The organism is Dehalococcoidia bacterium, assembly GCA_035310145.1.
Classification (GTDB): domain Bacteria; phylum Chloroflexota; class Dehalococcoidia; order CAUJGQ01; family CAUJGQ01; genus CALFMN01.
In genome coordinates, this window is record DATGEL010000049.1 from 51,782 (window position 1) to 74,627 (window position 22,846).

The window sequence follows — 22,846 nt, forward strand, 5'->3', positions numbered from 1 at the left end:
ATGCTGCGACAAGGACGGTTCATCGCCATTCCCGGCGGACCCGACAACCGCTTCGACCATGGGGCGTTTGAGCCGGCGAGCGGACGGATTTTCCTGGCGCATACCTCCGCCGGCGGCGTGGCGGTGCTCGATCACGCCGCCGGGCGCCATGAACGGACCCTCGCCGGCTTCCCTGAGGCAGCGGGCGTGGCAGCCGCCGGCGGCGCCGTGTTGGTAAGCAACCGCGGCGGCGCCAGCGTCACGGCGATCGACGCGCGCACGCTGGCGATCGGCGGCAGCTACCCCACGGCCGCGCGCCCGAACGGCATCGCGCTTGCGCCGCGGCGGAGGTTGGCGATCGCTGCCTGCCTGGGCGACGAAAGCCAGGCGCCGGCGCTGCAGGCCATCGATCTCGAGCGCGGCGCTATGGAGACGCTCGCGTTGCCGGGCAGCCCCCGCTGGTGCGTCGTCGATCGGGCGGAGGCACGGGTGTACTGCGCGATTCAGAGACCATCCCAGGTGCTTGCGGTGCGGCTCGACGGCTTCGCCACGGAGAGCTGCTGGGAGCTGCCGGTGGACGGGGCTCACGGCCTCGACCTCGACGAGCGGGGAGAGCGGCTGTTCGTGGCCTGCGACGCCGGGGAGCTGGTGGACCTGAGCGTCGTTGATGGCAGCGTACACGGCCGCTGGCCGCTGCCGGGACCACCCGATGTCACGTTCTTCAATCCGAGCAGCGGCCTCGTGCATGTGGCCGTCAAGGCGCCGGGAGTCGTGGTAACGATCGATCCGGCCACTGGTGTGCGCTGGAGCACGGAGACAGAGGCCCGGGCGGGAACAACGGCGATCGTGCCGCCCGACCGGCTCTACGTCTTTATGCCCCAGCGAGGCGGCGCTCTCGAACTGATCGAAGGTCGGAGCGCGGCCTGAGAAGCGGGTATGCCGATGCCACGCCTGCGCCCCGCCATGTCGCGTGCGCTGCGATGGCACAGTGCCGGCCGGTCTCGTTGCTTGCACCTCACTCCCGTCTTGACAGCCGATGTAGAATGCAACGTCTGCCCTTCGTCGGGATGCCTGTGCTCAGGAGGCGTGGCGATGGCGCTCATATACGACGACGTGATCGTGGGGGCCGGCTCCTCCGGCTCGGTGCTCGCTTCGCGGCTCTCCGAAGACCCCGGCCGCAGCGTCCTGCTGCTCGAAGCCGGGCCGGATTTCGCCAGCGTCGAAGAGACGCCGCAGGACCTGATCGACGGCCGCAACATGTCCGTGCAGGCGCACGACTGGGGCTTCATGGCCGACGCCGTGCCCGGCCGGCCGATCACCTACCCGCGCGGCAAGGTCACGGGCGGCTCCTCGGCCGTCAACGCCACGGTCGCGCTGCGCGGCGTGCCCGCCGACTACGACGAGTGGGCCGCCTGGGGCAACGACGGCTGGAGCTGGCAGGACGTGCTGCCCTACTTCCGCAAGCTCGAAGACGACGAGGACGAGCACGGCGACCTGCACGGCACGGGCGGCCCAATCCCCATCCGCCGCTGGAAGCCGGGAGAGCTGCGCCCGCCGCAGCAGGCCTACTTCAACGTCCTCCGCCGGCTCGGCTTTCCCGAGGTGACGGACCACAACCACCCCGACTCGACCGGCGCCGGCATCATTCCGCAGAACCAGCGCAACTTCGTGCGCATGTCGGCGGCGATCGGCTATCTGGCGCCGGCGCGGCACCGCATCAACCTGACGATCAAGCCGAACTGCCTCGTCGACCGCGTGCTGTTCGAGGGCAAGCGCGCGATCGGCGTCGAGCTGGAGTGCGGCGGCGTGCGGCAGCAGGTCTTCGGCCGGCGCATCACGCTCTCGGCGGGCGCCGTCGCCTCGCCGGCGATTCTCCTGCGCTCGGGCATCGGGCCGGCGGCGGATCTGCGGGCGCTGGGCATCGAGCCGCTGGTCGATGCGCCCGTGGGCACGCGGCTCAACGACCACCCGCTGGCCTTCGTCTTCGGCCTGCCGCGGCCGGGCGTGTGCGACCGGTCCAATCCCTTCATCCAGGTGATGCTGCGCTACACCGCGCCCGGCTCCGACGTGTTCAACGACATGCAGCTCTACTTCGGCAGCCAGTTCGACGTACTGGAGCTTGCCGGCGCCGAAGCGATGGCGATGGTCGGGGCCCAGATCGTGGTCGGCGCCGGCGCCTCGCTGCAGCGACCGCTCTCGCGTGGGCGGCTGACGCTGGCGAGCCGCGACCCGCACGAGCAACCGAAGGTCGACCTCAACTTCTGCAGCGACGCGCAGGGCGAGGATATGCGCCGCATGGTGGAAGGCGTGCGGCTCGGCTACCAGGTCGTCACGTCGCCCGAGCTGGCGCCGTTCGTGGAGCGCGTCGCCCTGCTCAGCGACGAGGCCGTCGCCTCGAACGAGGCGCTGTCGGAATACGTGCGTATGACGGTGGGCACGACCTTCCACCCGGTGAGCACGGCGCCGATGGGCCCGGAGAGCGATGCCAACGCCGTGGTCGATCCACGTTGCCGCGTGCGCGGGGTTGAAAACCTGCGCGTGGTGGACGCCTCCGTCATGCCCAACATCGTGCGCTGCAACACGAATCTCACCTGCATGATGATCGGCGAGCGCGTGGCGGATTGGATGAAGGCGGAGCAGCCGCAGGCCGTGGGCGGGCTGGCCGCGGCGCCGGCCTAGACCCGCGTGATGCCGGATTGAACCGGAGCCGCGCTGCCGCTCAGTGTCGGCGCTTCGCCGCGACGGCGCCGAGGGCAAGCGCCGCGACACCGCCGGCGGCCGCCGTGAGCAGGCCGCGGTGCGTGGTGGCCCACAGCTCCGGGCTGCGGCCGAGGGCGCGGTCGTCGAAGGCGCCGTGGGCGCCGTGGTCTGCGCCCCGCGGGCCATCCAGAGGCGCATAGAGATTGTTGGAGCGGCCGGGGTCGGCCGGCTCCGGCGTCTGCTGCGACTCGAATCCCGTGCGGGCGAGATAGTGGTCAAGCAGCCGGGGCGCAATCTTGTTCCCCTGGATCGCCTGCACGGTTGAACGCCCGACCCAAAGCTCGGGACGGTCGTGGTGAGCCGCCCAGTAGATGGCTTCGGCCGCGACCTCCGGTTGATAGATCGGCGGCACCGGCTGCGCCCTGCGCGGCATGCGGCTCTTCGACGGGCCAAACTGCGGGGTGTTGAGCGCAGGCATCTGCACCATGGTCAGCCTGACGTTGCTCTTGTCGTGCAGCAACTCGCAGCGCAGTGATTCGGTGAAGCCCTGAATCGCGTGCTTGCTGGCGCAGTAGGCCGCCTGCAAAGGAATGCCTCGGTAGGCCAGCGCCGAACCCACCTGCACGATGTGCCCGCGGTCGCGCGGCAGCATGCGCTGCAGTGCCGCCAGCGTGCCGTAGACGAAGCCCAGGTACGTCACTTCCGTGACGCGCTTGAAATCGTCCGGCGTCATCTCCTTCACCGGGGAGAAGACGGAAGTCATTGCGTCGTTCACCCAGATGTCGACGGGCCCGAACGCGGCTTCCAGATTCACCGCCGCGGCCTCGACTGCCAGGGCGTCCGAGACATCGGTTTCGAGCGGCAGCGCTCGACCACCCGCGTCTTTAACATCGCGGCATGCACCGTCGAGCCCGGTGCTGCCGCGCGCGATCAGGCCGATCGACGCACCTTCACGCGCGAAGCGCCGGGCCGTCGCCCGGCCGACGCCGGCCGAAGCGCCCGTGATCATCACCACCTCGTGTCGGTTGCCGCGGTGCATCATCGTCGAGTCCACCAGTGTTCTGCGGAGCGTGCGGGGCGGCGTCGCGCAGCGCGGGGGCATTCTCACCATCGCGCACGCCGGGTCGATGCGCCATTGGCCCGGCGAGTGAGCCCGCTGTCGCGCCGGGGCCGCAACGGCCGCCGACTTCGCCCGCCACGTGAGAATGCACATAATTCGAAGAGAACATACGTGCTGAGATGGTGTAACATCGATCACATTGGCGAGTAGAGCAGCGTGACAGGGAGACAGCAATGAATCAGTCCGTTCAACTGCTGGTCGGCACACGCAAAGGCGCCTTCATCTACCGTTCGGATGCGGCCAGGCAGTGCTGGTCGATCTCCGAGCCGCAGATGCCCGGCTGGCAGATCAATCACCTGGCCGCCGACACACGGGAGGGCCGGCAGCGGCTCTACGCGGCGGCCAACCACTGGGCCTGGGGGCCGTCCGTTGCCCGCAGCGACGACGGCGGCATGACGTGGGAGCAGCGCTGCCCCGGCCTCGCCTTCCCGCAGGATATGGGCCTCTCCATCGCCAACGTCTGGCACGTCGAGCCGGGGCACCCAAGCCAGCCGGGCGTGGTTTACGCCGGCACGCAGCCCGGCGCCCTCTTCCGCAGCGAAGACTGGGGTGAGTCCTGGGCACCGGTCGACGGGCTGACGCGCCACAGGTTCCGCGCCTTCTGGGGGCCAACCGGCAACGTAGGAGACTCGTCACTGCACTCGATCCAGGTCGATCCGCGCGACGCCAACCGAATCTACGCGTCGATCAGCTCCGGCGGCACGTACATCAGCGAAGACGGCGGCGAGAGCTGGGAGCTGTGCTCCCACGGCATCGTCGTCACCACGCCGGCGGCGAAGCAGTTTCTCGCCGAGGTCGCCGAGTCGTTCCCGCAGCCGGAGCTGCCGCCGGACGTGGACCCGGCGGCGATGGACGAGTTCCACAAGTTCAAGATCGATCCGAAGGACCCGGACCGCCTCTGGGGACAGTCGCACGTCGGCGTCTTTCGCTCCGACTGCCGGGGCAAGGGCTGGGAAGATGTGACGCACGGCCTGCCCTCGTTCCACGGCTTCCCCATCGCCATCAGCCGGCGCGCGCCCGATGCCGTGTACGTCGTCCCCATCGAGTACGGCGCGGACAACTTCCGCGTGGTGCGGGGGCAGTTCGCGGTCTGGCGCACCGGCGACGGCGGCAAGAGCTGGGAGCCGCTGACGCGCGGCCTGCCCGGCCCGCACGATTACCAGAGCGCCTACCGCGAGGGGCTCGACACCGACGGCCTCGAGCCCGAGGGCGTCTACGTCGGCACGACCAACGGTGAAGTCTACGCCAGCGCGGACGGCGGCGACTGCTGGCAGCGGCTGCCGGGAACGCTGCCGCCGATCCTGTCGGTTACCTGCGCGGTGCTGTGAGCGCGAAACGGGGCGGCCGCATGGCCGCCCCGTTGGCCTCCTACGCCACTACGCCGCCGCCACGGCGTCCGGGCGGGCCGGGCGGGCCGGGCGCACGTTGGGGTTGCGCTGGAAGAGGTTCTCCGGGTCGTAGCGGCGCTTGATCTCCGCAAGCCGCTCGTAGTTCGGGCCGTAGGAGGCGCGGATGCGCTCCTCGCTCTCGCCCGCGCCGAGAAAGTTGACGTAGATCCCTTCTTCGGCGAACCGCTGCGTCGCCGCGATGCCGGCGCGCACCCAGCCGATGCTGGGTTCGCCGTCCTCTTCATCCGTCCAGCCGGCGATGTGCATCACGTCGAAGTGCGCATGGCGCTGCGAGAAGGCCGTGGCCGTGACCGGCATGCGGGCGGCCGCGCCGTGGAAGTGCTGGATCACCACCGCCGAGCGCGGTGAGGGCCGCGCGGCGCCGCATTCGACGATCGCGTCGATCGAGGCGCCGCTCAGCCACGGCAGCGCGTTCGCCTTGACGTAGTAGTTGAAGCCGGGGGGCGAGGCCGGGTCCAGCAGCCCCACCATCTGCTCGTAGCTGAGCGGCTGGATCAGGTCCATCAGCGGCGAGCCGAAGCGGCGCACCGCCTCGACCATGCGCTGCGCCCGTTCCGTCGGGCCCGTGGCGCAGACGGCGATGGCAACGGCGGGCTGGCCGTCCGGCGTGCTCAGAAGGCCGGCGTAGGCGGTCACGTCGTCGGTCGTGTGCAGCGTGTAGTGGTGGTAGAAGCGCAGCACCTCGCGCGCCTGGGCGAAGGGGTAGACGACCATGCCGCCCAGCACCGTGCCGACTTCGCTCAGGCGGTGGTGGAAGCCGGTGACCACCCCGAAGTTGCCGCTGCCGCCGCGCAGCGCCCAGAAGAGATCCGGGTGTGCGGTTTCGCCGGCACGCACGACCTCGCCATTGGCCAGCACGACTTCGAAGCCGAGCACATTGTCCACGGTCAGGCCGAGCTTGGCCGTGAGCCAGCCCATGCCGCCGCCCAGCGTGAGCCCGGCGATGCCCGTGTTCGGACGCGGTGCCCACGGGCACGACGAGCCCTTGCGCCTCGGTCGCATGAATCAGTTCGCCCAGGTTGAGGCCGGGCTGCGCCCAGGCGCTGCGGCCGGCCGCGTCGACGGCGATGCCCTTCATCTGCGTGAGATCGATCACGAGGCCGCCGTCGATCGCGGAGGAACCGGCAGTGCTGTGGCCGCCGCCGCGCACGGCGATGGGCAGGGCGTTAGCGCGGGCGAAGCGGATCGCCTGCCCAACGTTCCACATTTGGGAATCTGTTAACGGCTGCTTCAGCCTGATTTCAGGTTCGCCGCGTACGCTGAACCCATCCGGGCACGCCGCGCGTGATCGAGGTGTTCGCGCGGCCAAGAAAGCGGAGCGGATGGATCGACGGCTGTTTCGCAACCCGCGCCTGAAGGTCTCGATCGCCGGTGCTGCGCTGCTGGCAACGCTGGGCTGCTTCGGCCTGCTGCGCGCCCAGACACCGACACGCGCCAGCAGCACGCCGGCCGCTGCGCCCGCGGCCGGTCCACCGTCCCCGGCTGCTGTCGCCGGCCCGGCCGGCGTGCTGCCGCAACCGGGTGATTTCAGCCCGTCCATCCGCCTGCCGGCAGGGTCATCGGCGCCGCAACTGCCGGTCGCGCCGGCGCCGCGCCCGCGGCCGATCACACGCACGCGGGCGTCGTGAGCGGGCGCATGCCGGCGATGCGACGGCGAGCTCAGGTGCTCCCTCTTGCCCTGGCAGCAGGCGGGCTCGCGTTGCTGCCGGTGCCGGCGCTGGCGGCCGGCGCGGGCGGCGACGCCGCGGGCGTGAACGTGCCCTGGTATCTCTCGCGCGCCACGGGCCTCGTCGCCTACCTGTTGCTCTTCGTCACCGTGGCGCTCGGTCTGGCGATTCGCACGAAAGCCTTCGACCGCCTGGTGGCCCGCTGGCGTGTGACGGATCTGCACGGCTTTCTCTCCCTGCTGGCTATGCTGTTCGTCGTCGTGCACGTGGCGGCGCTGCTGGGCGACACCTTCATCGGCTTCTCCGCGGTGCAGTTGCTGGTGCCGTTTGCTTCGCCCTATGCGGCGGCCTGGACGGCCGCCGGTCAGATCGCGGCCTACCTGCTGCTGCTGTTGCTGCTCAGCTTCCCGGCGCGGCGGCTGATCGGCTACCGCGCCTGGCGGGCGCTGCATTACCTCACGTTCCTGACGTACCTGGGCGCGCTGGCGCACGGCGTCTTCACCGGCACGGACAGCCGGCAGCTCTGGACGCAGGCCCTATATCTCGCGACGGCCGCCGTCGTTGCCCTGCTGTTGCTGCACCGCATCATCGTCTGGAACCGAAGGGCGCTCGGCGTGCTCACGGCGCGGCTGAGGGGAGTCGCGCCGGCCGAGGCCGAGGCGGCGCGCGCGGCGCTGCACCTGCGGGCCGTGCTGTTCGGCGTCAGCACGCTGGGCGCCGTCTTCCTGCTCTTCCTCGGCGCGGCCGTGGGGCCGTTCCGCTGGCTGGGCGGCGAGCACACGGCAGCCGGTCAGGCCACGGCGCCCACGTTCGCGGCAAAGGCGCCGGCCGGCTTCCACGACACGTTCAGCGGCAGCGTCTCCACCGGCCGCCGCGCGACGCTGCTGGTGCGCCTGGATGGCACCGGCGAGCGTGGTGTAACGCTGGCGATGCAGGTGCAACCGGCCGCCGGTGGCGACGGTTCGACGGGGTACGCCGGCCCGGCCAGCCTCAGCGACGGCAATGGCGCGCCGCTGTGCAATGGCCAGGTGATGCAGCTCGATCCGAACGGCTTCAGCATCGACTGCCAGGGCACGGGCGACTACGCCGGCAAGCTGCTGCGTCTGCGCGGCGTCTTCACCCGCAGCGAGGGTTCGCAGCTCTGGGGCACGCTCGATGCAGTCGTCGGCCCCGCCGGCGAATAGCGCGCTTACGCGCCGCCGCCGCCGATGGCCGGAAAACCGGGCGAGAGCTCGATCGCCCCGTCGCGCCCCACGAGCAGACAGAGCGCCCCTTCGCGCTCGACGAAGGCCCGACCGGCGGTGCGGCCCAGCAGCAGTGCCGTTTTCGCCAGCACGTCGGCCTCGGCCGCGGTTCGCGCCAGCACGGTCGCGGCGGCGAGGTCGGTGGCAGCGCTGGCGCCGGTGCGCGGGTCGATCAGGTGATGCCGTTCCACGCCGTCGCGCCGCCAGCGCCGCCGCATGATCGACGATGTCGCGAGCGCGGCGTCGCGCACGGCGACCGTGGCGATATCCCGCCCCGGCTCAAACGGGTGCTGCACACCCGCGAGCCAGTCGCCATCGGCCAGGCGTCCGGACGCACGCAGGTCGCCGCCGGCATTCGCCAGCGCGTTGCCGAGCGGCCGCAGCAGGCTCAGCGCCGCGGCCACGGCCAGCCCCTTGCCGATGCCGCCGAGATCCAGGTGCATGCCGGCGGGGCGCGTGATCGTGCGGCCGCGCGGCGCAAGTTCCACGTGGCGGAAGGCGCCAAGGATCGGCCCGGGCGCGGCGGGCGGCGTGCGCGGGGCGCTGTACGGCAGCACGGCGAAGCTGCGATCGTAGCCGGCGGCGCGCAGCGCATCGAGCACGGCGGGCTCGAATAGACCACCCGTCCGTGCGGCGGCGTGCAGGGCGGCCCCGACCGTCGTAAACAGCAGCGGCGAGGCGGCAAAGGACTGCCCCGCGGCGCGATTCAACGCCGCCAGCTCACTGTGCTCAGAGAAGCCGGTGAGCGTCGCCTCATGGCGGTGTAACAGCGCCTCGGCTTCTGCAAAGAGGCCGGCAGCCCGGCCGCCGTCGCGCGTGTCGGCCAGCAGCTCGATCTCGGTGTTCATCGCGAAGAACGCGTGCCGCTGCATCGAGGAACCGCTTCTCACACCGGCGGGCGAGGCCGAGGGATCCCGGCGCGGGAGCGTCTGGGCTTCAGCCGGAACCGCCGGACGCTCGCGCCGGCGGCTCATGCTCCAGGGGCGCAAGCGGGCGCGGCTCGCCCGTCTCGGGCAGCAGCAGCGCCGGCTGATCGCCCAGGCGGTGATAGATGTACACATACGAGTCGCGCAGCACCGCCGCCACCGGTACCACCAGCAGCAAGCCCCAGAACCCGGCCAGACGCCCGCCAATCACGATCAGCACGAGGATGACCGCCGGGTGCAGGCGCACCGCGCGGCCCTGGATGCGCGGCACGACGATGAAGTCCTTCAGCTCCTGTGTGCCAAAGAGGAAGAGGAAGACCCAGAGCACGCGCAGGCCGGGGTGAGTGGCGAGGACGACGATCAGGGCCGGCGCCCCGCCCAGCATCGGTCCGATCACCGGGATCAAGTTGGCGACGCCGGCGACGATGCCCAGCGCCAGCGAGAAGCGCACGCCGAACCAGCGCAGACCGATCGCCGTGACAACGGCGGTGAGCACGCTGAGCAGCAGTTGCGCCCGCACGTATGAGCCGAAGACGGCGCGCGCGTTCGCCACCAGGTACTGCACGTCGGGCCGCACGCGTTCCGGAAAGAGGGCGACAAAGGCGTTGGAGGCCCGCTCGCGGTCTTTGAGCACGTAGAACGCCCAGAACGGCACGACGATGTAGCTGATCATCGTCGTCAGGCCAGCGGTCGCGAAGTTGATCGTGCGGCCGGCCACCTGCTGCGCGTAATCGCCGGCCTTGCCGGCAAGCTTGTCGATGTTCTTCTCAAGCTGATCACGAATCTCGGGCGGAACGTTCTGCTGGTACCAGCCGTTGTTGTCTTGCAGCTCGTGTTGCGCGCGGGTGGCGAGCGTGGGCAGGTCGTTGGCGAAACTCTTGCCCTCGTCGAAGATCTGCGGACCCCAGACCGCCCCCGCCGCCAGCACCACGGCGATGAATGCCAGGTAGAGCAGGCCGACGCTGCACGAGAGCGCCAGGTCGGGATGGCCCTCGCGGAAGGGGAAACCGGCGGCCATCCGATCCACGGCGGGCGCAAAGGCGATCACGAAGATCGCGCCGAGAATGAACGGAGGCAGGGCGCCGCGCGCGAGGTACAGCAACCAGCCGGCGAGCAGCAGAGCGCCGGCCACCATGGCGATGCGAATGCTGCGCCGCGTACGCTGCTCGGCCACCGGTCCACCTCCGGCGCCGCAATTCTGCCGCGCTCTTCCTGGTTTCGCAAGCAATCTTCTGCGTCGGGAGAGGCGCGACAGGGCGGAGCGGCGTGGCGGCGCGTGGCATCCCGGTTGGGCACGAGCGCGGCTGGAACAGAGCACGCCGCGGCCACGGCTCCGGGCTAGCCCTGAGTCGCGCGCCTGTGTCAAGCTATTCGGAGCGCGCCGACACCTCGTCGGGCTACATGGGAGATCTACGCGGCGCGGACCCCGGCGACGCCGGGCCTGCGCCGCTGCGCGCCAGCCCTGTTTTGCCGCCCATGCAGCGGTGACGGTACGGGTGCACGGCGGTCGCGGCGGGAGGAACAGGAGGCGGCGGATGCGGCTTCAGGCGGGTAGACGCGGGGCACTGGCCCTGCTGTTGGTGCTCATCGCCCTGCTGGCAGGCAGCTTCGGAACGGCGCCGCTGACGCGTGCACTGGGAACGCGGGCGGCCCTGGCAGCGCCGGCGGCGCCGGCCGGGCCGGCCGTGGTCGACCAGACGGCCAGCGACAAGCTCGACGTGGTACGTGAAGCCTTCGACGCGCTCTATGGTGGCTTCGACCAGCCGCTGCGCTCCGACGTGGTGCTCGGGGACGCCTGGGATGGCATAAACATGGCCCTCACCAGCGCGGGCCTCAACCCACTCGGCAGCCCCGCTCTGACCGGGGTCGTGGACAGCGACTGGCAGGCGTTCGCCGACGCCTACCGGGGCGCCGTCGGCACCGCCGTCTCGTCGGGTAAGGCGAAACCAAGCGATCTCGCCTACGGCGCGATCAACCAGATGGCGAACGCGCGCAACAGTTGCCACACCGCCTTCCTGCCGCCGGACAACAACGCCAGCGCGGACGGTGTCGAGCGCCATCAGCTCACCACGGACGTCGGCTTCATCGCCGGCCGCATCAACAACCTCGTCTACCGCGTCTATCCCGACGGCGCCGCGGCGAAGGCTGGGCTGCTGCCCGGCGATACGCTGCTCAGCAGCAACGGCCAGGGCGATCCCGGCATCCGCCGCCGCATCTTCCGCGCCAACGCCGGCCAGGCGGTGGACATCACCGTACAGCGCCCCGGCGTAGAGCAGCCGATCGCGCTGACCATCGTGCCCGAAGAAACCGTGCTGCCCTTCGTCCGCACACGGGTGCTGCCCGGCGGCATCGGCGTGATCCAGTGGGACGATTTCACCCAGGGCGCCGGGATGATCGACGCCATCCGCCAGGCGATCACCGGCTTCCAGCAACAAGGCGTCGTGGGCTGGGTGCTCGACCTGCGCACCAGCCCCGGCGGCGACGCGCACACGATGGCCGCGATCGCCAGCCTGTTTATGCCCCAGGGGCTGATCGCCACCTCGATCGACCGCGGCGGCGCCCGCGTGCCGGTGATGGCCGACGCGAACGCCACCCTGCCAGAGCAGTTGCCGATGGTAGTGCTGATCGAGAACTACAGCGCGTCAGCCGCCGACATCCTGCCTGGCGCTCTGCAGGACAACCGCCGCGCCTACCTGATCGGCGAGCGCTCGGCCGGCTGCATCGGCAGCGCCATTCTGCATACGCTCTCGGACGGCTCCGGTCTGCAGGTCGAAGTCGAGCATATCCTGATCGGCAACGATCAGCTCGATCTGAACGGCGTCGGCATCACCCCGGACGAGACGGTCGTGTGGTCGCCGGAAGAGTTGGCCGCCGGCCAGGATCCGCAGATGGACCGCGCCGCGCAAGTGTTGTTGGCGCAGGCCGGCCAGTGAGCCGCAATCAGGCTGTCCATCGCGCCCGCCGCGACGCGGCGCTGCAGCTGAGCCGGCACGTCTGCCGCCCGCGTTTGGACGCCGGCACGAAGGCGTAGAGGAGAAGAGCATGCCCCGTGTTGCCCGCCTGACCGCCGGCATCGTCGTGCTGACGTTGCTGCTCGGCGGCGCGCGGCAGCCGCGCGCCGCCGCCGCACCGCTGCAGGCCATCCCCTCCGGCGCGCCGGGTGCGGATGAAGCGCTGCTCAGCCTGCTGCCGTATCAGTTGCAGCAGGCCGACCTGCTGCCGGGATTTCAGATCCTCGATCAGTCCGCGGCGACTCCGGCCTCACGCGCCTTTGACCTGGGCGAAACGCTGTCGGATTCGCTCGACGCGCTGAAGGCGATCCAGCGAGGCGGCTTTCTCGCCGCGGTCGAGCAGGTGATCGGCCCGGACGAGGCGACCCCGGTTCGCCTCTTCGACTTCAACGTCGAACTCTATGCCGGCGACCGGCAGGCATCCGCCGCCTTCCACGACAACCTCGATGTGCCGCAATCCGGCCGCATCCATTCCGACAACCCGCCGCTGCCGCTACGGCTTGGCGATGAGTCCGGCGCCGTGCACGTGGTCAGCACCTCGACGAGCTCCGGTCTCGACACGGGCTTTGAGGCGATCTTCTGGCGGCGCGGCCGGCTGGTCTTCGGCATGATCATGGTGATTTATGACAAGACCGAGACGGTCGACCAGGCCGTGCCCTTCGCGCAGGCCGCCGATCGCCACGCCGCCGGGGTGCAGGCGGTCGCGCTCGGCGGGCAGGCGACGTTGCCCGTGGTCGGCTCCGACGCATATCAAGAGGAGGCGATGTACGCCCTCTACTTCCGCCTGCCCAGCGTCGATCAGAGTCCATTCGGCTTCATGGCGCAGGCGCGCAGCATCGTCACCAACGCCGATCTGCTGCTCGAGGCCGGCGACCCGCACGCGGCCTACAACCGCATCGTCGGCGCCTGGAAGCGGGTCACGGAAGCCGAACGGGTCTACTTCACCCTCCAGGGCGACAGCGGCGATGTCTGGCACGTGCGCCTGGCGCTCAGCGCCGATGCGGCCGGCGCCCAGGCGAACGTGCTGGATCCGGATCATCAGCCGCACAGCACCGTGGACACCTACGGCCTGCCGCAGCCGCTCGGCGAGATGAACCGGATCTACCACGAGAGCTACACGCTGACCGACGGCCTGCCGCGCGAGTCGTGGCGGGCGATGTGGACGCACGGCCGCGTGGTGCTGACGGTCTACACCACGGGGCCGGCGGGCGATTTCACGGCGCAGCAGGTCAACGATTTCGCGCAGATCGTCGACGCGGCGTATCAGAAGGGCGCCGTGCCCGACGTGCTGACGACAAGGACGCCCGACTCCCCCAACCCGCCTGCGCCGGCCGCGAGCGCGGGGCGCAAGGACTGAGGCCCTGCCCCCATCCCCTGGTTCATCTCCGCGCCCCAACACGACGGGGAGAGCTGGGCGCAGTGTCCAGGCTGAAGCGGAGGCGAAGTGGCTCCCCGGCCTTCTTCTGAAGCACCGCCTTGAAGCCCCCCTCTCCATTGCATGGAGTGCATGGAGAGGGGTCGGGGGTGAGGCCACCCGCCGCTGCCCCCGGAAGGACGAAGGACGAAGGACGATGACGATGAGCGAGCCGGCCTCGGTTGGCGCCGGATTGCAGGTGCGGCCGGTGGCGTCGGAAGAGTTCGAGGAGTTCCTCGACTGGTTTGCGCGCTACTGGCAGGAGCTGGAGACCTTCAACGACTTCCCCGACCCGTTCTCGCGCGAACAGTATCGCCGTCTGCTGCATGAGCCGGGCGGGCGTCACTTCTGGTGGGCGGAGCGCGCTGGCCGGCGCATCGGCTTCTGCGTGTTCATCGTCGGCCCGCACTGGTACCGCCAGGACATCACCGACGGCTACGTGGACGAGTTCTATATCGTGCCGGAGGCGCGGCGCGACGGCGCCGGCCGTGCTCTGGCAGAGGCGATGCTGGCCGAGTTCCGCCGCCACGGCGTGCGTGAAATCCGCCTCTCCGTGCTCCGCCGCAACAGCCGCGCCGCCGCCTTCTGGTCGAGCCTGGGCTTCGCCGTCGAAATGACGCGCATGGCTCTTGTAGGGAATAGGGAATAGCAGGAGGCTTGCGGAGCATGGGCGAGCGCAGTCACGCTGGCGTGGTGCGCTCGCATCAGGGTCTGGTGGTGTAGCAGCGGGCCATGAATTTGATCGAACAGATCTACGGCCTGGTGCACCACTTTCCGCGGAGCGAGCAATACGGTCTGACAGCGCAAACGACGCGGGCTGCCGTCTCTGTGGCTACAAACATTGCCGAAGGCAATTCGCGGGCATCGCGTAGAGAGTATACGCACTTCCTCTCACTCGCGCATGGCTCCCTCAACGAAACTGGACCTGTCTCTTGTTCGCTGTTCGTATTGGATATTTCAGTGAGCAAGAAGCCGAAAGAGCCTTCGCATCAGCGGCCGAAGTCGGACAAATGGTCACATCAATGCGCTCGCGGGTGATTGCCAACACAATCGATAACCACCCTTGAGCCCAGACTCCTTCATTTCCCAGTTCCCTGTTCCCTATTCCCTGTTCCCTATTCCATATCAAGCACGAACCACCAGGAGCTTTGCACCCGTTCCAGCCACACGGCGCGGCTGACGAATTCGCACCCGTCTTCTTCGATGGCGATGTGGTAGCTGATGTTGAGCCGGGGACGGAAGCCGAGCGCATCGTCGGGCACGCCGAGCTGCAGCGCCGCCTCTCCCGCAAGTGGATGCGGCCGGGTGCGTAACACCGCGGCGCCGTGGTAGCGGTCCGCCGGCAGCGGCCCGGCGATGCGAGCGGTCACGCCGCGCGGCTCCATCACCTCCGCGGCATCGGATCCGGCAGACATGGACGGCAGCCCTCAGCGAACGCCGGCGAGCGCCGGCACGAGGGCGGGTGCGGGGACACCGGCCGCGCTGGCCCGCTGCAGATAGGCGACGGCAGCGTCGAGGGCGGGATCGCGGCCGGCAGCAAGATCGTCGGCGCTGCGCGGCGCGGGAATGTCGGGATCAACGCCGACGCCTTCCAGATCCCGTTCGCCGCCGCCGATCAGCACGTGCACCGCGGTCACCCAGATCGAGGAGCCGTCGGAGAGCAGCGTCTCCGTGGTGCCGGCCATGCAGCCCTGCGTGTGTCCGCCCACCAGCACGGCCGTGCCCGCCTCGCGCAACGCCTCCGGGACGATCTCCGAGGCCGAGCCGCTGCCCGGCCCGATCAGGAAGGCGATCGGCCGCAGTGGAGCAAGAGCGTTGCCGCCGGCGGAGAGGGCATAGCTGGTGCCGCCGCGTGTCACCTCGCGAAAGAGCACGCCCGATGGCGCGAACAGCTCGGCGATCGGGCCGGCGTAGCCGCCGCCGTTGGCGCGCACGTCGATCACCCAGCCGACCACGCCCTGCGCCTCGAACTCCGCGATCGCCGCGCGGATCGCCTCCGCCTGCGCCTGGCCGCGTTCCCAGGTGAAGAAGCGCAGATAGCCGATCTTGCCGGCGCTGCCGTCGATCACGCGCGACTCAAGCCGCGGGAAGCGGTAACGGCCGACTACCACGGGCAGCACACGCGGCCCATCCTCGCCGGGGCGCAGGATGGTCAGCATCACTGACTCGCCCTCGGCGCGGGCGGAGCGCGCCGTCGGCGCGTTCGTGCTGCTGTCGCCGTCGTAGGCAAGGATCGTATCGCCGGCGCGCAGGCCCGCCGCCTCGGCCGGACCGCCGGGGACGATGTAGGTGACGGTCCACGGCGCTGGCGTGTAGGCGCGGCGGAAGCCCATGCCGATCAGCTCGTCGCCAGTCTCCGCGGCACGCTGCGCCGCGGCCTGGATCGGCGGCAGGAAGTAGGTGTGGCAGTTGCCGATGAACTCCGTCATGCCGCGGATGGCAGCGTAGGCCAGCTCGGTGGCATCGATCGGCGTGGCGGCCTCCAGCTCGGTGTAGGCGGCGGCGAAGCGGGTGTACGCCTCGACGGCGGCGCCGGAGAGATCGGGCCCTGGCGGCGGCGCTCCGTTGCCCGCCGACGCGGCCGCGTTCGTGGCGCCCCGCCAGGCGGCGTCGAGCAGATCCGCCGCGCCCACCGGGTCGAAGTAATGGTTGTAGATCGCGCTGAACGCCTCGCGTACCAGGCCGACCTTGCCCTCGGTACGGGCGGCAACGGCCGCGCCCGACGCAGCGGCCGCGGCGGGCGGTGCGGCAAACGATGCCGCGTTGCCCAGGAGCAACGCGGTGAGCAGCAGCGGCGCCCCGGCGATCGCCAGCCATCGTCGGTCACGCAAGTGCAGGGACATCGCTCCGGCTCCAGGACGGGATCTCGCGCAGCCCAGCGTGGCCGGGATTGCAGGGGCGTGTCAACCGGGGCGGCGGAGGTGGTCCCATCGGCGTCACGGCTCCGTCTCCATACGTCATCCGTCGAAGGTCGCCGCATGATGGCGCCGCCGGGTATCGTGTCGCTGTACAGACTATTCAGGAGAGGGCCATGCAGCGTGCCACGATTGTGAGTGCCATCCTCCTGCTCGTCGCGGGCGGTGTCATCACCCGATCGGCCGGCACGTCTGGCCGGCTGCTGGCGCAGCAGACGCCCGCCCCCGAGGATCCCGCCCTGCTGCGCGAGCTGGCCGAGCGCGAGCTCTCTCCGCCGCCGCTCCCGGGCGCGCCGGCCGGCCAGGCGCAACTGCTCCCCGGCAGCCTGCCGGACGATCTGCCGCTGCACTTGCCGCTGCCGGAGGGCAGCCGGCTGATCGGCAGCGTGGTGCGCCCGGCGCCGGCGGGCGGCAAGACCTTCGACGTGGTGCTGGATGCTGCCGACGCTCCGGCCGGCGTGCTGGACTTTTATCGCCAGGCGCTCGGCGAGCTCGGCTGGACGCCGGCGCCGGTTCAGGGGCCGCCGATGGGCGGCTTCGTGCCCTTCGTATCGCGCAGCCAGACGTACTGCCAGGGCGCCAGTGGACCGGCGCTCAACCTCAACGCCTTCGCGCGGGAGGGCCAGCCGACGGACGTGCGCATCAACATCTTCACCAGCGCGCCCGGTCCGTGCGGGTTCAGCGTTGTCGCCCCACCGTTGCCGCCGGGCGCGGCCCTGCTGCCGTCGCTCACACCTCCGTCCAACGTCGCCGTGCAACTCTACGGCGGCCGCGGCGGGCCGGGCTTCTGGAGTTCGGATGCCGCCGTCGCCGACACGCAAGTGAGCGTGACGGATCTTCATGCGGCCTACGCCGGGCAGCTCAGCGCCGCCGGCTGGTCGATGATCGACTGCGGCAGCGAAGGACCGCTGGCCTGGAGCCGCTGGAGCGTGCCCACCGAAGGCGGCTGGCAAGGCTTTCTCTACGTGCGCGAGGGAGCGAGCACGGGGCAGCGGTTGCTGCACGTCGAGGTCGTCTCAACCGATCTCGCGGCGCCGCCGAAATAGGCGCGGCGGCGTGCCGCGCCTACAGCCCGCGCATCGCGTCCAGCATGTGCTCCTGGAAGCGCAGGCGGCGGTGCGCGTCGCGGATTTCGCCGCTGATGCGCTCGACCAGGTGAGCCACCTGGTCGCGAGGGAAGGCGTCGCGGTTGCCGCCCAGCACGCCGATCTCGTCGTCCACGATGATCGGGCCGATCGGGCCGAGCGCCTCGGTGACCTCGCGGACCAGCTGATCGAAGAAGTCGGCGCGCACCGTCGCGCGGATCGGCACCGGCCGGTTCTGGCGCACCGTCTCCAGCAGCCCGTCGGAGGCGAGGCGGTAGAGCAGGCGCAGCGTGGCAAACTCGTCCTGCCGCAGGATCGCGGCGATATCGGCCACGCTGCGCTCGCCATTGACCTGCGCCAGCGCCTGCCACTCCTGCGGCTGCAACGTGACCGGGCCGGCGGGCGCAACCGGCGACACGGCCAGCACCACGTCCACCGAGGGGATCACCTGGCGGATAGCGTCGCGCTCGGACGTCTCGCGGGCGCACTCCTGCAGCAGCACCTCCGTGGGGCGCGTGACCGAGTCTTCGCGGGCGGCCACGCGCGGCTCGAAACGGAAGGCGGCCTGCACCCAGTCGAGCATGGTGTAGATCGCGGGCTCGCCAGTGCGCGGCCCGGCGACGGCGTGCACCACGGCGCCGTCGCGCAGGTAGATGCCGCCCACGTCGATGCCCTCGGCCAGCTCCAGGCGGCCCGTCTGGCGCCCGGCGGTGAGCATCTTGAGGATATCCAGCAGCGGCAGTTGAGCGACGCTGCCCGTCAGAACATCGGCCACGGTTCACCTCGGTGATTCCGGCAGCCGGGCGCAGGGCGCGCCTCGCGCGGCGTGCACACAGCATACGGTACGTAGCGCGGCCCCGGCGCTACGGGTGATGTCACGTTCCCTGGTTCAGCAGACGCCACGAGACCTCATCCATGTGCTCACGCTTCAGCAAGTCGCGCGGCGCCCGCGGCGCCAGCTTCTTCATCACGCCCTTGTCCGCCTTCCAGCCGGCGATCACGATGTCGGCCGTGAGCCGCACGATGGCGATGTCGGCGCGCGGGTCGCAGAGAATGAAGAGCTGGCCGCTGCCCAGATCGCGGGTCAGCAGACGCCAGGAAGCGAAGACGAACTCCATGCGGGAGAGGGGATAGCCGGCGGATTCGAAGGCAAGCTGACTCTGAACCACCTGGCGGCCGATGGTGTTCATCGTGCCGGTGGCCAGCGGCGCAGGATTGGAGCTTTCGACCACTTCGCCCGCGCTGTCGCAGACGAAGCAGCCGTCGACCCCGATCACCGCTCCGATCCGCGCGAGCCCCTTCTGCACCACCTCGCTCCGCCAGCATGGAGAATCGTACGAACCAACCGCCTACGACAAGTACTCGGCCAGCGTTGCCCGCAAATCGTAGCGCTCGATCGCCGCGGTGCTGCGGGCCACCGTCTCCACCAACGCCGCGCGGAGCTGCGTTTCCAGATCGGTCCGCTTCAACTGGCGCACCAGGCCCGCGATTGTCTCGCGCAGGCACGTGCCCAGGCCGAGGCTCAGATCGGGCTCTGGCCGGCCGTGCAGCTCCACCGTGCCGCTGCTATATTCGAACTCCGCGGCGAATGGGTCGAGGAAGGGAAACCGCGACGCCTGCGCCACGAGCGCCCGCCGGAAGGCGGTGGCGAAGGCGCCCCTGCCGCCGACCTGATCGACCACCAGCTCCACGCGGCTCAGCAGCTCCTGCCAGAGCTCGATCAACTCCTGCCGCTCGCCGGCTTCCTCGGCCAGCGGCGCGGCCCACCCGTTGCCCGCGACGGGCGCCGCGGACCCCACCGGCTCGCCGGGTGCATCGGTCTCGTCCATGCCGGGCACGGCTGCAAGGTCGGTGTCGGCCTGGTCGGTGGCCGGCGGCGCCACCGCGCGGTAGACATGGAAGGTTGCTTCCATATCGGCGATGGCCGCCACGAGGCTCGGCACGACCGCGGCGCCCGTCTGCGAGTGCCCGTTGGCGCTGAGCACGCCTTCAACCGGCTCGCCTTCGCTGAGGAAGATGAAGCCGAACTCGCCGCCGTCCGGCCCGGCGATCTCGATGTAACCCGTGTGCCCTTCCGTGCGCAGCTTGGCGATCAAGCGGTCGAGGCTGGTGAAGCTCGACGAGAGATCCCGGTAAAGCACTTCGCTGTCGACGATCGCCGCGAGCATCGTGGCGACTCCCGGCGCGAGGGTGTAGACGTTGATGCCGCCGCCGCGTTCGGCCGCGCGCTCCTCGATGTCACGCAAGGCATCGACGCCGGTGACCACGCGCGTGCCGGGCCGCCCGACCGCGTTCAGCACCACGCCGCGGTCTAAAAAGACGGTGCCCTCGTACGCGGGGTAGCGCAGTTGCACGTAGCCGGTCAGGCGCTGCGTCAGCAGATCCGCGATCAGCTCCGGAAAGATTGTAAACGACGTGTTCAGGTTCTCGTAGACCGCCGCCTCTTTCGGAAAGATCATCTGGTCTGCTCCTTGGGCCGGCGCGCCGTGGTGACTCGCGCCGCCGGCCAACGCGCTCAGCGGAAGCGCAGCAACGACTGGTGAATGGTGGGGCTTAGCGCGTCCGCGGACGTGCCCGGCGCCAGCGACAGCCAAACGTAGTTTTGCTCGTAGCGGACGATCACGGCCTCGCGGCGATCTCCGGCGAGCACGATCCGCTCCAGTTGGTCGTTGGCGAGCCGGCCACCGAAGCCGCGTAAGTCGCCGTCGCCGAAGCTCTCTGCCTGCCGCGCGACGAAGGCGGCGAGGAACGCCTCGCGTCCGGGCTCGACCCGCGACGCGCCCAACAACACGCCTTCTCGTGAACAGATCTGTACCGCCTCCACCCCTGGAATCCGGCTGAGGCTGCCGGCCAGGCGCTCGGCGGTGTCATCGCGATCCGCGTCCACGCTCGCCCTTTCCCCGGCGTCGCCTGCAGCGGCGCCCCCATCATCTGTCGCTCTCACTGATCAGAATCGCATCATTTTCGGCCGGAGCACAGGGGCGACGGTCCGGCATTGCCTTCCGTCTGCCTCTCGCCAGCCGGCGGCATGCTCCCGATGCTCCAGCGGGCGAGGCGCCGCGCGTCCGCACGGCCCTCGCCCACGGGGGCGAACTCCATAACCCTCGTCGCCCTACCGCCGGCTACGATGCGCGCCGCGTGCGCAGCCGGTCGATCGCGGCCTGCAGGCTCGATTGCATGCGTTCGAAGGACTGCGCCAGCTCTCCGAGCTCATCGTTCCCCTCGATGTTCACCTCCGCGTTGAGGTCGCCCAGGCTGATGCGGTCGGCGGCGGAGACCAATCGCGCGACGCGCTGCGTGATGCTGAGCACCACGAACAGGATCAAGACCGTGACGAGGCTGATGCCGCCGGCGGCGACGCCAAAGGAGAAGAGCCGCGCGGTGTTGGTCTGGCTGACCCGGCTGTTCAGCAAGTCGTGCAGGATACCCGACGAGGTGTCCGAGAGGTCGAAGGTCGAGTTGATGGCATCGGTCGCCTGTCGGAAGAAGGACTCGGTGTCCGCGCTCAGGTTGGTGCCGTCGAGCAGCAAGCTCTTGGAGATGGCGACGAACTGCTCGTTGTCGCCGTCGGCCGCCTGGATCTTCACGCCGAGCGCGGCGCGCTGCGCCGGGTCGGCCTTCACGGCGGCGTCCAGCTCGCGCGTGGTGAGCGTGGTAGTGGACTGCACCTGGCCGGTCTCGCCCACCAGGAAGTCGCGCTCGGCGCTGGCCAGCGCCAACGTGCGCTTGTGAGCGCTCGCGCCGGCGAGGATGGCGGCGCCGTAGGCGCGGCTCTCGCTGAGCGCTTCCGTGGTCTGCGGCACGTTGTTCACGAGGGCAGCGGCGATGTGGTTGCTGGCGGCCCTGGGATCGCGCAGCAGGCCGGAGGAATCGCCGACTTCGTAGATCAGCGGGATGATCTGGCCGTTGATCAGCGCCGTGTGCTGATCGAAGCTGGCCTGTTGCGTCAGGTTCGGCGTATTGCCGCCGAGACTCTGCCAGCTCTGCTTGATCGTATTGACGCGATCGTGCGCGTGGAAGCGGCCGCCGTAGCGCTTGTCGACGGCATCAACCGCCTTCATGTCCTTGTCCACGTCGGCAGCGCTGTCCTGCAAGCGCTGGGCATAGGACTGGTCGCCGGCAAGCAAGGTGGCGGCGAGATCGCGGTGCAGTTGCACGTCCTGCAACAAGCGCTGCACGGGCGCGGTGAACTCGACTCCCCGCCGTTCCTGCTGCGCCTGGTTGAGGTCGGCGCTCTGACCCGTGAGCACGATGAAGAGGAGGACGGCCGTGGGCACGGCGGCAACCACCGCGATCAGAAACAATTTACGGCGAATCGTGAGATTGCCGAAGAACCGTGCCAGGGTGTGAGAACCCATCGCCGACCTCCCTCGCTCGCGACCTGCGCGCGCCGCCGCCGCGCGGCACAGCACGCGGCCGGCGGCCCGGAGCTGCTGGCACAGCCCCTGCGCAGATCATCGGCAGGTCGCGACCCCGCGCCGTACGCCGTGCGACGGGATCGGCGGTAAAAGTCGGTAAAGATCGGGAGAATCCCCTACGCCGCGGGCGGCCGCCCGCGGCGTCCAATGCCGCCCGACGCTCGCCCGGTGCGGCGTCGGGCCGTTTTCACTCGATCCCCGCGCGGCGGCGCAGATCGTCCGGCCGGGTGACGGTGAACGATCCCTTGCCCAGCCGCAGCAGGCCCGCGTCCTGATAGCTGCCCAGGATGGCGTTCACGCTCGCCCGCGTGGCGCCCAGCATACCTGCCAGCTCGCTCTGCGAAAGCGGGAAGCTCACCTGCACACCGTCAGCGCCGTGCTCGCCCCGGGTGGCCGCCAGCTCGTGCAGGCGGCGCGCCAGGCGCGTATCGAGGTCGTTGAAATAGGCGTCTTCCAGCCAGGTGTTGATGCGGCGCAGGCTGGTGACCAGCGACAGAATCACGCGCTCCGCAAACTCCGGCTGCTGGCGCACGAACGCCCAGAGGTCGTCGCGGTGCAGCGCCAGCGTCTCGGTCTGCTCGACGGCCGTCACCGTGGCAGAGCGCACGCCGCCGTCGAGCGCGGCCACCTCGCCGAAGCAGGCGCCCGCGCCCAGCAGCGCCAGCAGCGGCTCCGTGCCGCGCGCCGTGGGCGCGGTGACCTTGACGCTGCCGCGCTGAATCACGTGCAGCGAGCCGGCCGGATCGCCCTGGTGAAAGATCACTTCGCCGCGCCGGTAGCCGTGGCCGCGCAGTCGCTCGGCCAGCAGTGCAAGCTGCCGCGGCGCCAGGCCGCGAAAGAGCGGCACCGCGGCCAGCAAGGCGGCGTTGTCCTGTTCGTTGGTCGGCGGCGGCATCGCTCGCTCCGTTCACGCTTCTCATCAGAGTGAACGAGATTCCGCCGCAGTATGGCATATGCA

General features: G+C 70.1%; 22 protein-coding genes. 10 read left to right on the forward strand and 12 right to left on the reverse strand.

Going from position 1 to position 22,846, the window contains the following annotated elements; genetic code table 11:
• Positions 1-906, forward strand: coding sequence for a hypothetical protein (locus VKV26_10460; GenBank protein ID HLZ70316.1), 906 nt, complete (start codon positions 1-3; stop codon positions 904-906).
• A 165-nt stretch (positions 907-1,071) separates the two neighbouring features.
• Positions 1,072-2,658: a GMC family oxidoreductase N-terminal domain-containing protein gene (locus tag VKV26_10465; GenBank protein ID HLZ70317.1), complete on the forward strand. Its 1,587-nt coding sequence runs from the start codon at positions 1,072-1,074 to the stop codon at positions 2,656-2,658.
• Between the two features lie 40 nt (positions 2,659-2,698).
• Here VKV26_10465 and VKV26_10470 read toward each other — a convergent pair whose 3' ends face one another.
• On the reverse strand, positions 2,699-3,718 hold the full coding sequence (locus VKV26_10470; protein ID HLZ70318.1) for an SDR family oxidoreductase: 1,020 nt from the start codon (positions 3,716-3,718) through the stop codon (positions 2,699-2,701).
• Between the two features lie 254 nt (positions 3,719-3,972).
• Between VKV26_10470 and VKV26_10475 the strand changes: the two genes are divergently transcribed.
• Positions 3,973-5,127, forward strand: a complete 1,155-nt coding sequence (locus VKV26_10475; GenBank protein HLZ70319.1) for an exo-alpha-sialidase — start codon at positions 3,973-3,975, stop codon at positions 5,125-5,127.
• Between the two features lie 48 nt (positions 5,128-5,175).
• Here the strand turns inward: VKV26_10475 and VKV26_10480 are convergent, their stop codons facing one another.
• On the reverse strand, positions 5,176-6,210 hold the full coding sequence (locus VKV26_10480; GenBank protein HLZ70320.1) for a BBE domain-containing protein: 1,035 nt from the start codon (positions 6,208-6,210) through the stop codon (positions 5,176-5,178).
• On the opposite strand from VKV26_10480, the gene VKV26_10485 reads away from it, so the two are divergent.
• The 3 genes from VKV26_10485 to VKV26_10495 all read left to right on the forward strand — a co-directional run bounded on the left by VKV26_10485 (position 6,209) and on the right by VKV26_10495 (position 8,059).
• On the forward strand, positions 6,209-6,430 hold the full coding sequence (locus VKV26_10485; GenBank protein ID HLZ70321.1) for a hypothetical protein: 222 nt from the start codon (positions 6,209-6,211) through the stop codon (positions 6,428-6,430). The two genes, VKV26_10480 and VKV26_10485, sit on opposite strands and share 2 nt — an antisense overlap.
• A 100-nt stretch (positions 6,431-6,530) precedes the next feature.
• A complete protein-coding gene (locus VKV26_10490; GenBank protein HLZ70322.1) occupies positions 6,531-6,836 on the forward strand; it encodes a hypothetical protein in 306 nt (101 codons plus the stop codon).
• A gap of 35 nt (positions 6,837-6,871) precedes the next feature.
• Positions 6,872-8,059 carry a ferric reductase-like transmembrane domain-containing protein gene (locus VKV26_10495; protein ID HLZ70323.1) on the forward strand — a complete coding sequence of 396 codons (1,188 nt, stop codon included), beginning with the start codon at positions 6,872-6,874 and terminating at the stop codon, positions 8,057-8,059.
• 5 nt (positions 8,060-8,064) lie between these two features.
• On the opposite strand, the gene VKV26_10500 is transcribed toward VKV26_10495, so the two are convergent.
• Positions 8,065-8,991, reverse strand: coding sequence for an FAD:protein FMN transferase (locus tag VKV26_10500; GenBank protein ID HLZ70324.1), 927 nt, complete (start codon positions 8,989-8,991; stop codon positions 8,065-8,067).
• 64 nt (positions 8,992-9,055) lie between these two features.
• Complete coding sequence (locus VKV26_10505) at positions 9,056-10,219, reverse strand: AI-2E family transporter (GenBank protein HLZ70325.1); 1,164 nt, start codon at positions 10,217-10,219, stop codon at positions 9,056-9,058.
• 361 nt (positions 10,220-10,580) lie between these two features.
• On the opposite strand from VKV26_10505, the gene VKV26_10510 reads away from it, so the two are divergent.
• The 3 genes from VKV26_10510 to VKV26_10520 all read left to right on the forward strand — a co-directional run bounded on the left by VKV26_10510 (position 10,581) and on the right by VKV26_10520 (position 14,119).
• Entirely contained in the window at positions 10,581-11,978 is a 1,398-nt protein-coding gene (locus tag VKV26_10510) for a S41 family peptidase (protein HLZ70326.1), read from the forward strand.
• 109 nt (positions 11,979-12,087) lie between these two features.
• Positions 12,088-13,413: a hypothetical protein gene (locus tag VKV26_10515; protein HLZ70327.1), complete on the forward strand. Its 1,326-nt coding sequence runs from the start codon at positions 12,088-12,090 to the stop codon at positions 13,411-13,413.
• 214 nt (positions 13,414-13,627) lie between these two features.
• Complete coding sequence (locus VKV26_10520; GenBank protein ID HLZ70328.1) at positions 13,628-14,119, forward strand: GNAT family N-acetyltransferase; 492 nt, start codon at positions 13,628-13,630, stop codon at positions 14,117-14,119.
• Positions 14,120-14,585: 466 nt separating this feature from the next.
• On the opposite strand, the gene VKV26_10525 is transcribed toward VKV26_10520, so the two are convergent.
• Positions 14,586-14,840, reverse strand: a complete 255-nt coding sequence (locus VKV26_10525) for a hypothetical protein (protein HLZ70329.1) — start codon at positions 14,838-14,840, stop codon at positions 14,586-14,588.
• A gap of 57 nt (positions 14,841-14,897) precedes the next feature.
• Positions 14,898-16,313 (reverse strand): S41 family peptidase, encoded by a 1,416-nt coding sequence (locus VKV26_10530; GenBank protein ID HLZ70330.1) that lies wholly within the window; start codon positions 16,311-16,313, stop codon positions 14,898-14,900.
• A 188-nt stretch (positions 16,314-16,501) separates the two neighbouring features.
• Here VKV26_10530 and VKV26_10535 point away from each other — a divergent pair, with 188 nt between their 5' ends.
• On the forward strand, positions 16,502-17,431 hold the full coding sequence (locus tag VKV26_10535) for a hypothetical protein (protein HLZ70331.1): 930 nt from the start codon (positions 16,502-16,504) through the stop codon (positions 17,429-17,431).
• 19 nt (positions 17,432-17,450) lie between these two features.
• Here VKV26_10535 and VKV26_10540 read toward each other — a convergent pair whose 3' ends face one another.
• The 6 genes from VKV26_10540 to VKV26_10565 form a co-directional block, all read right to left on the reverse strand.
• On the reverse strand, positions 17,451-18,245 hold the full coding sequence (locus VKV26_10540; GenBank protein ID HLZ70332.1) for a DUF4388 domain-containing protein: 795 nt from the start codon (positions 18,243-18,245) through the stop codon (positions 17,451-17,453).
• Positions 18,246-18,345: 100 nt separating this feature from the next.
• Complete coding sequence (locus tag VKV26_10545; protein HLZ70333.1) at positions 18,346-18,747, reverse strand: hypothetical protein; 402 nt, start codon at positions 18,745-18,747, stop codon at positions 18,346-18,348.
• Between the two features lie 72 nt (positions 18,748-18,819).
• Entirely contained in the window at positions 18,820-19,929 is a 1,110-nt protein-coding gene (locus VKV26_10550; protein HLZ70334.1) for a hypothetical protein, read from the reverse strand.
• Positions 19,930-19,985: 56 nt separating this feature from the next.
• Positions 19,986-20,357, reverse strand: a complete 372-nt coding sequence (locus VKV26_10555; GenBank protein ID HLZ70335.1) for a hypothetical protein — start codon at positions 20,355-20,357, stop codon at positions 19,986-19,988.
• 235 nt (positions 20,358-20,592) lie between these two features.
• Positions 20,593-21,828 carry a HAMP domain-containing protein gene (locus VKV26_10560; protein HLZ70336.1) on the reverse strand — a complete coding sequence of 412 codons (1,236 nt, stop codon included), beginning with the start codon at positions 21,826-21,828 and terminating at the stop codon, positions 20,593-20,595.
• A gap of 247 nt (positions 21,829-22,075) precedes the next feature.
• The gene (locus tag VKV26_10565; GenBank protein ID HLZ70337.1) at positions 22,076-22,783 is read right to left on the reverse strand and encodes a Crp/Fnr family transcriptional regulator; all 708 of its coding nucleotides are present in this window, start codon (positions 22,781-22,783) and stop codon (positions 22,076-22,078) included.
• Positions 22,784-22,846 lie beyond the last annotated feature (63 nt).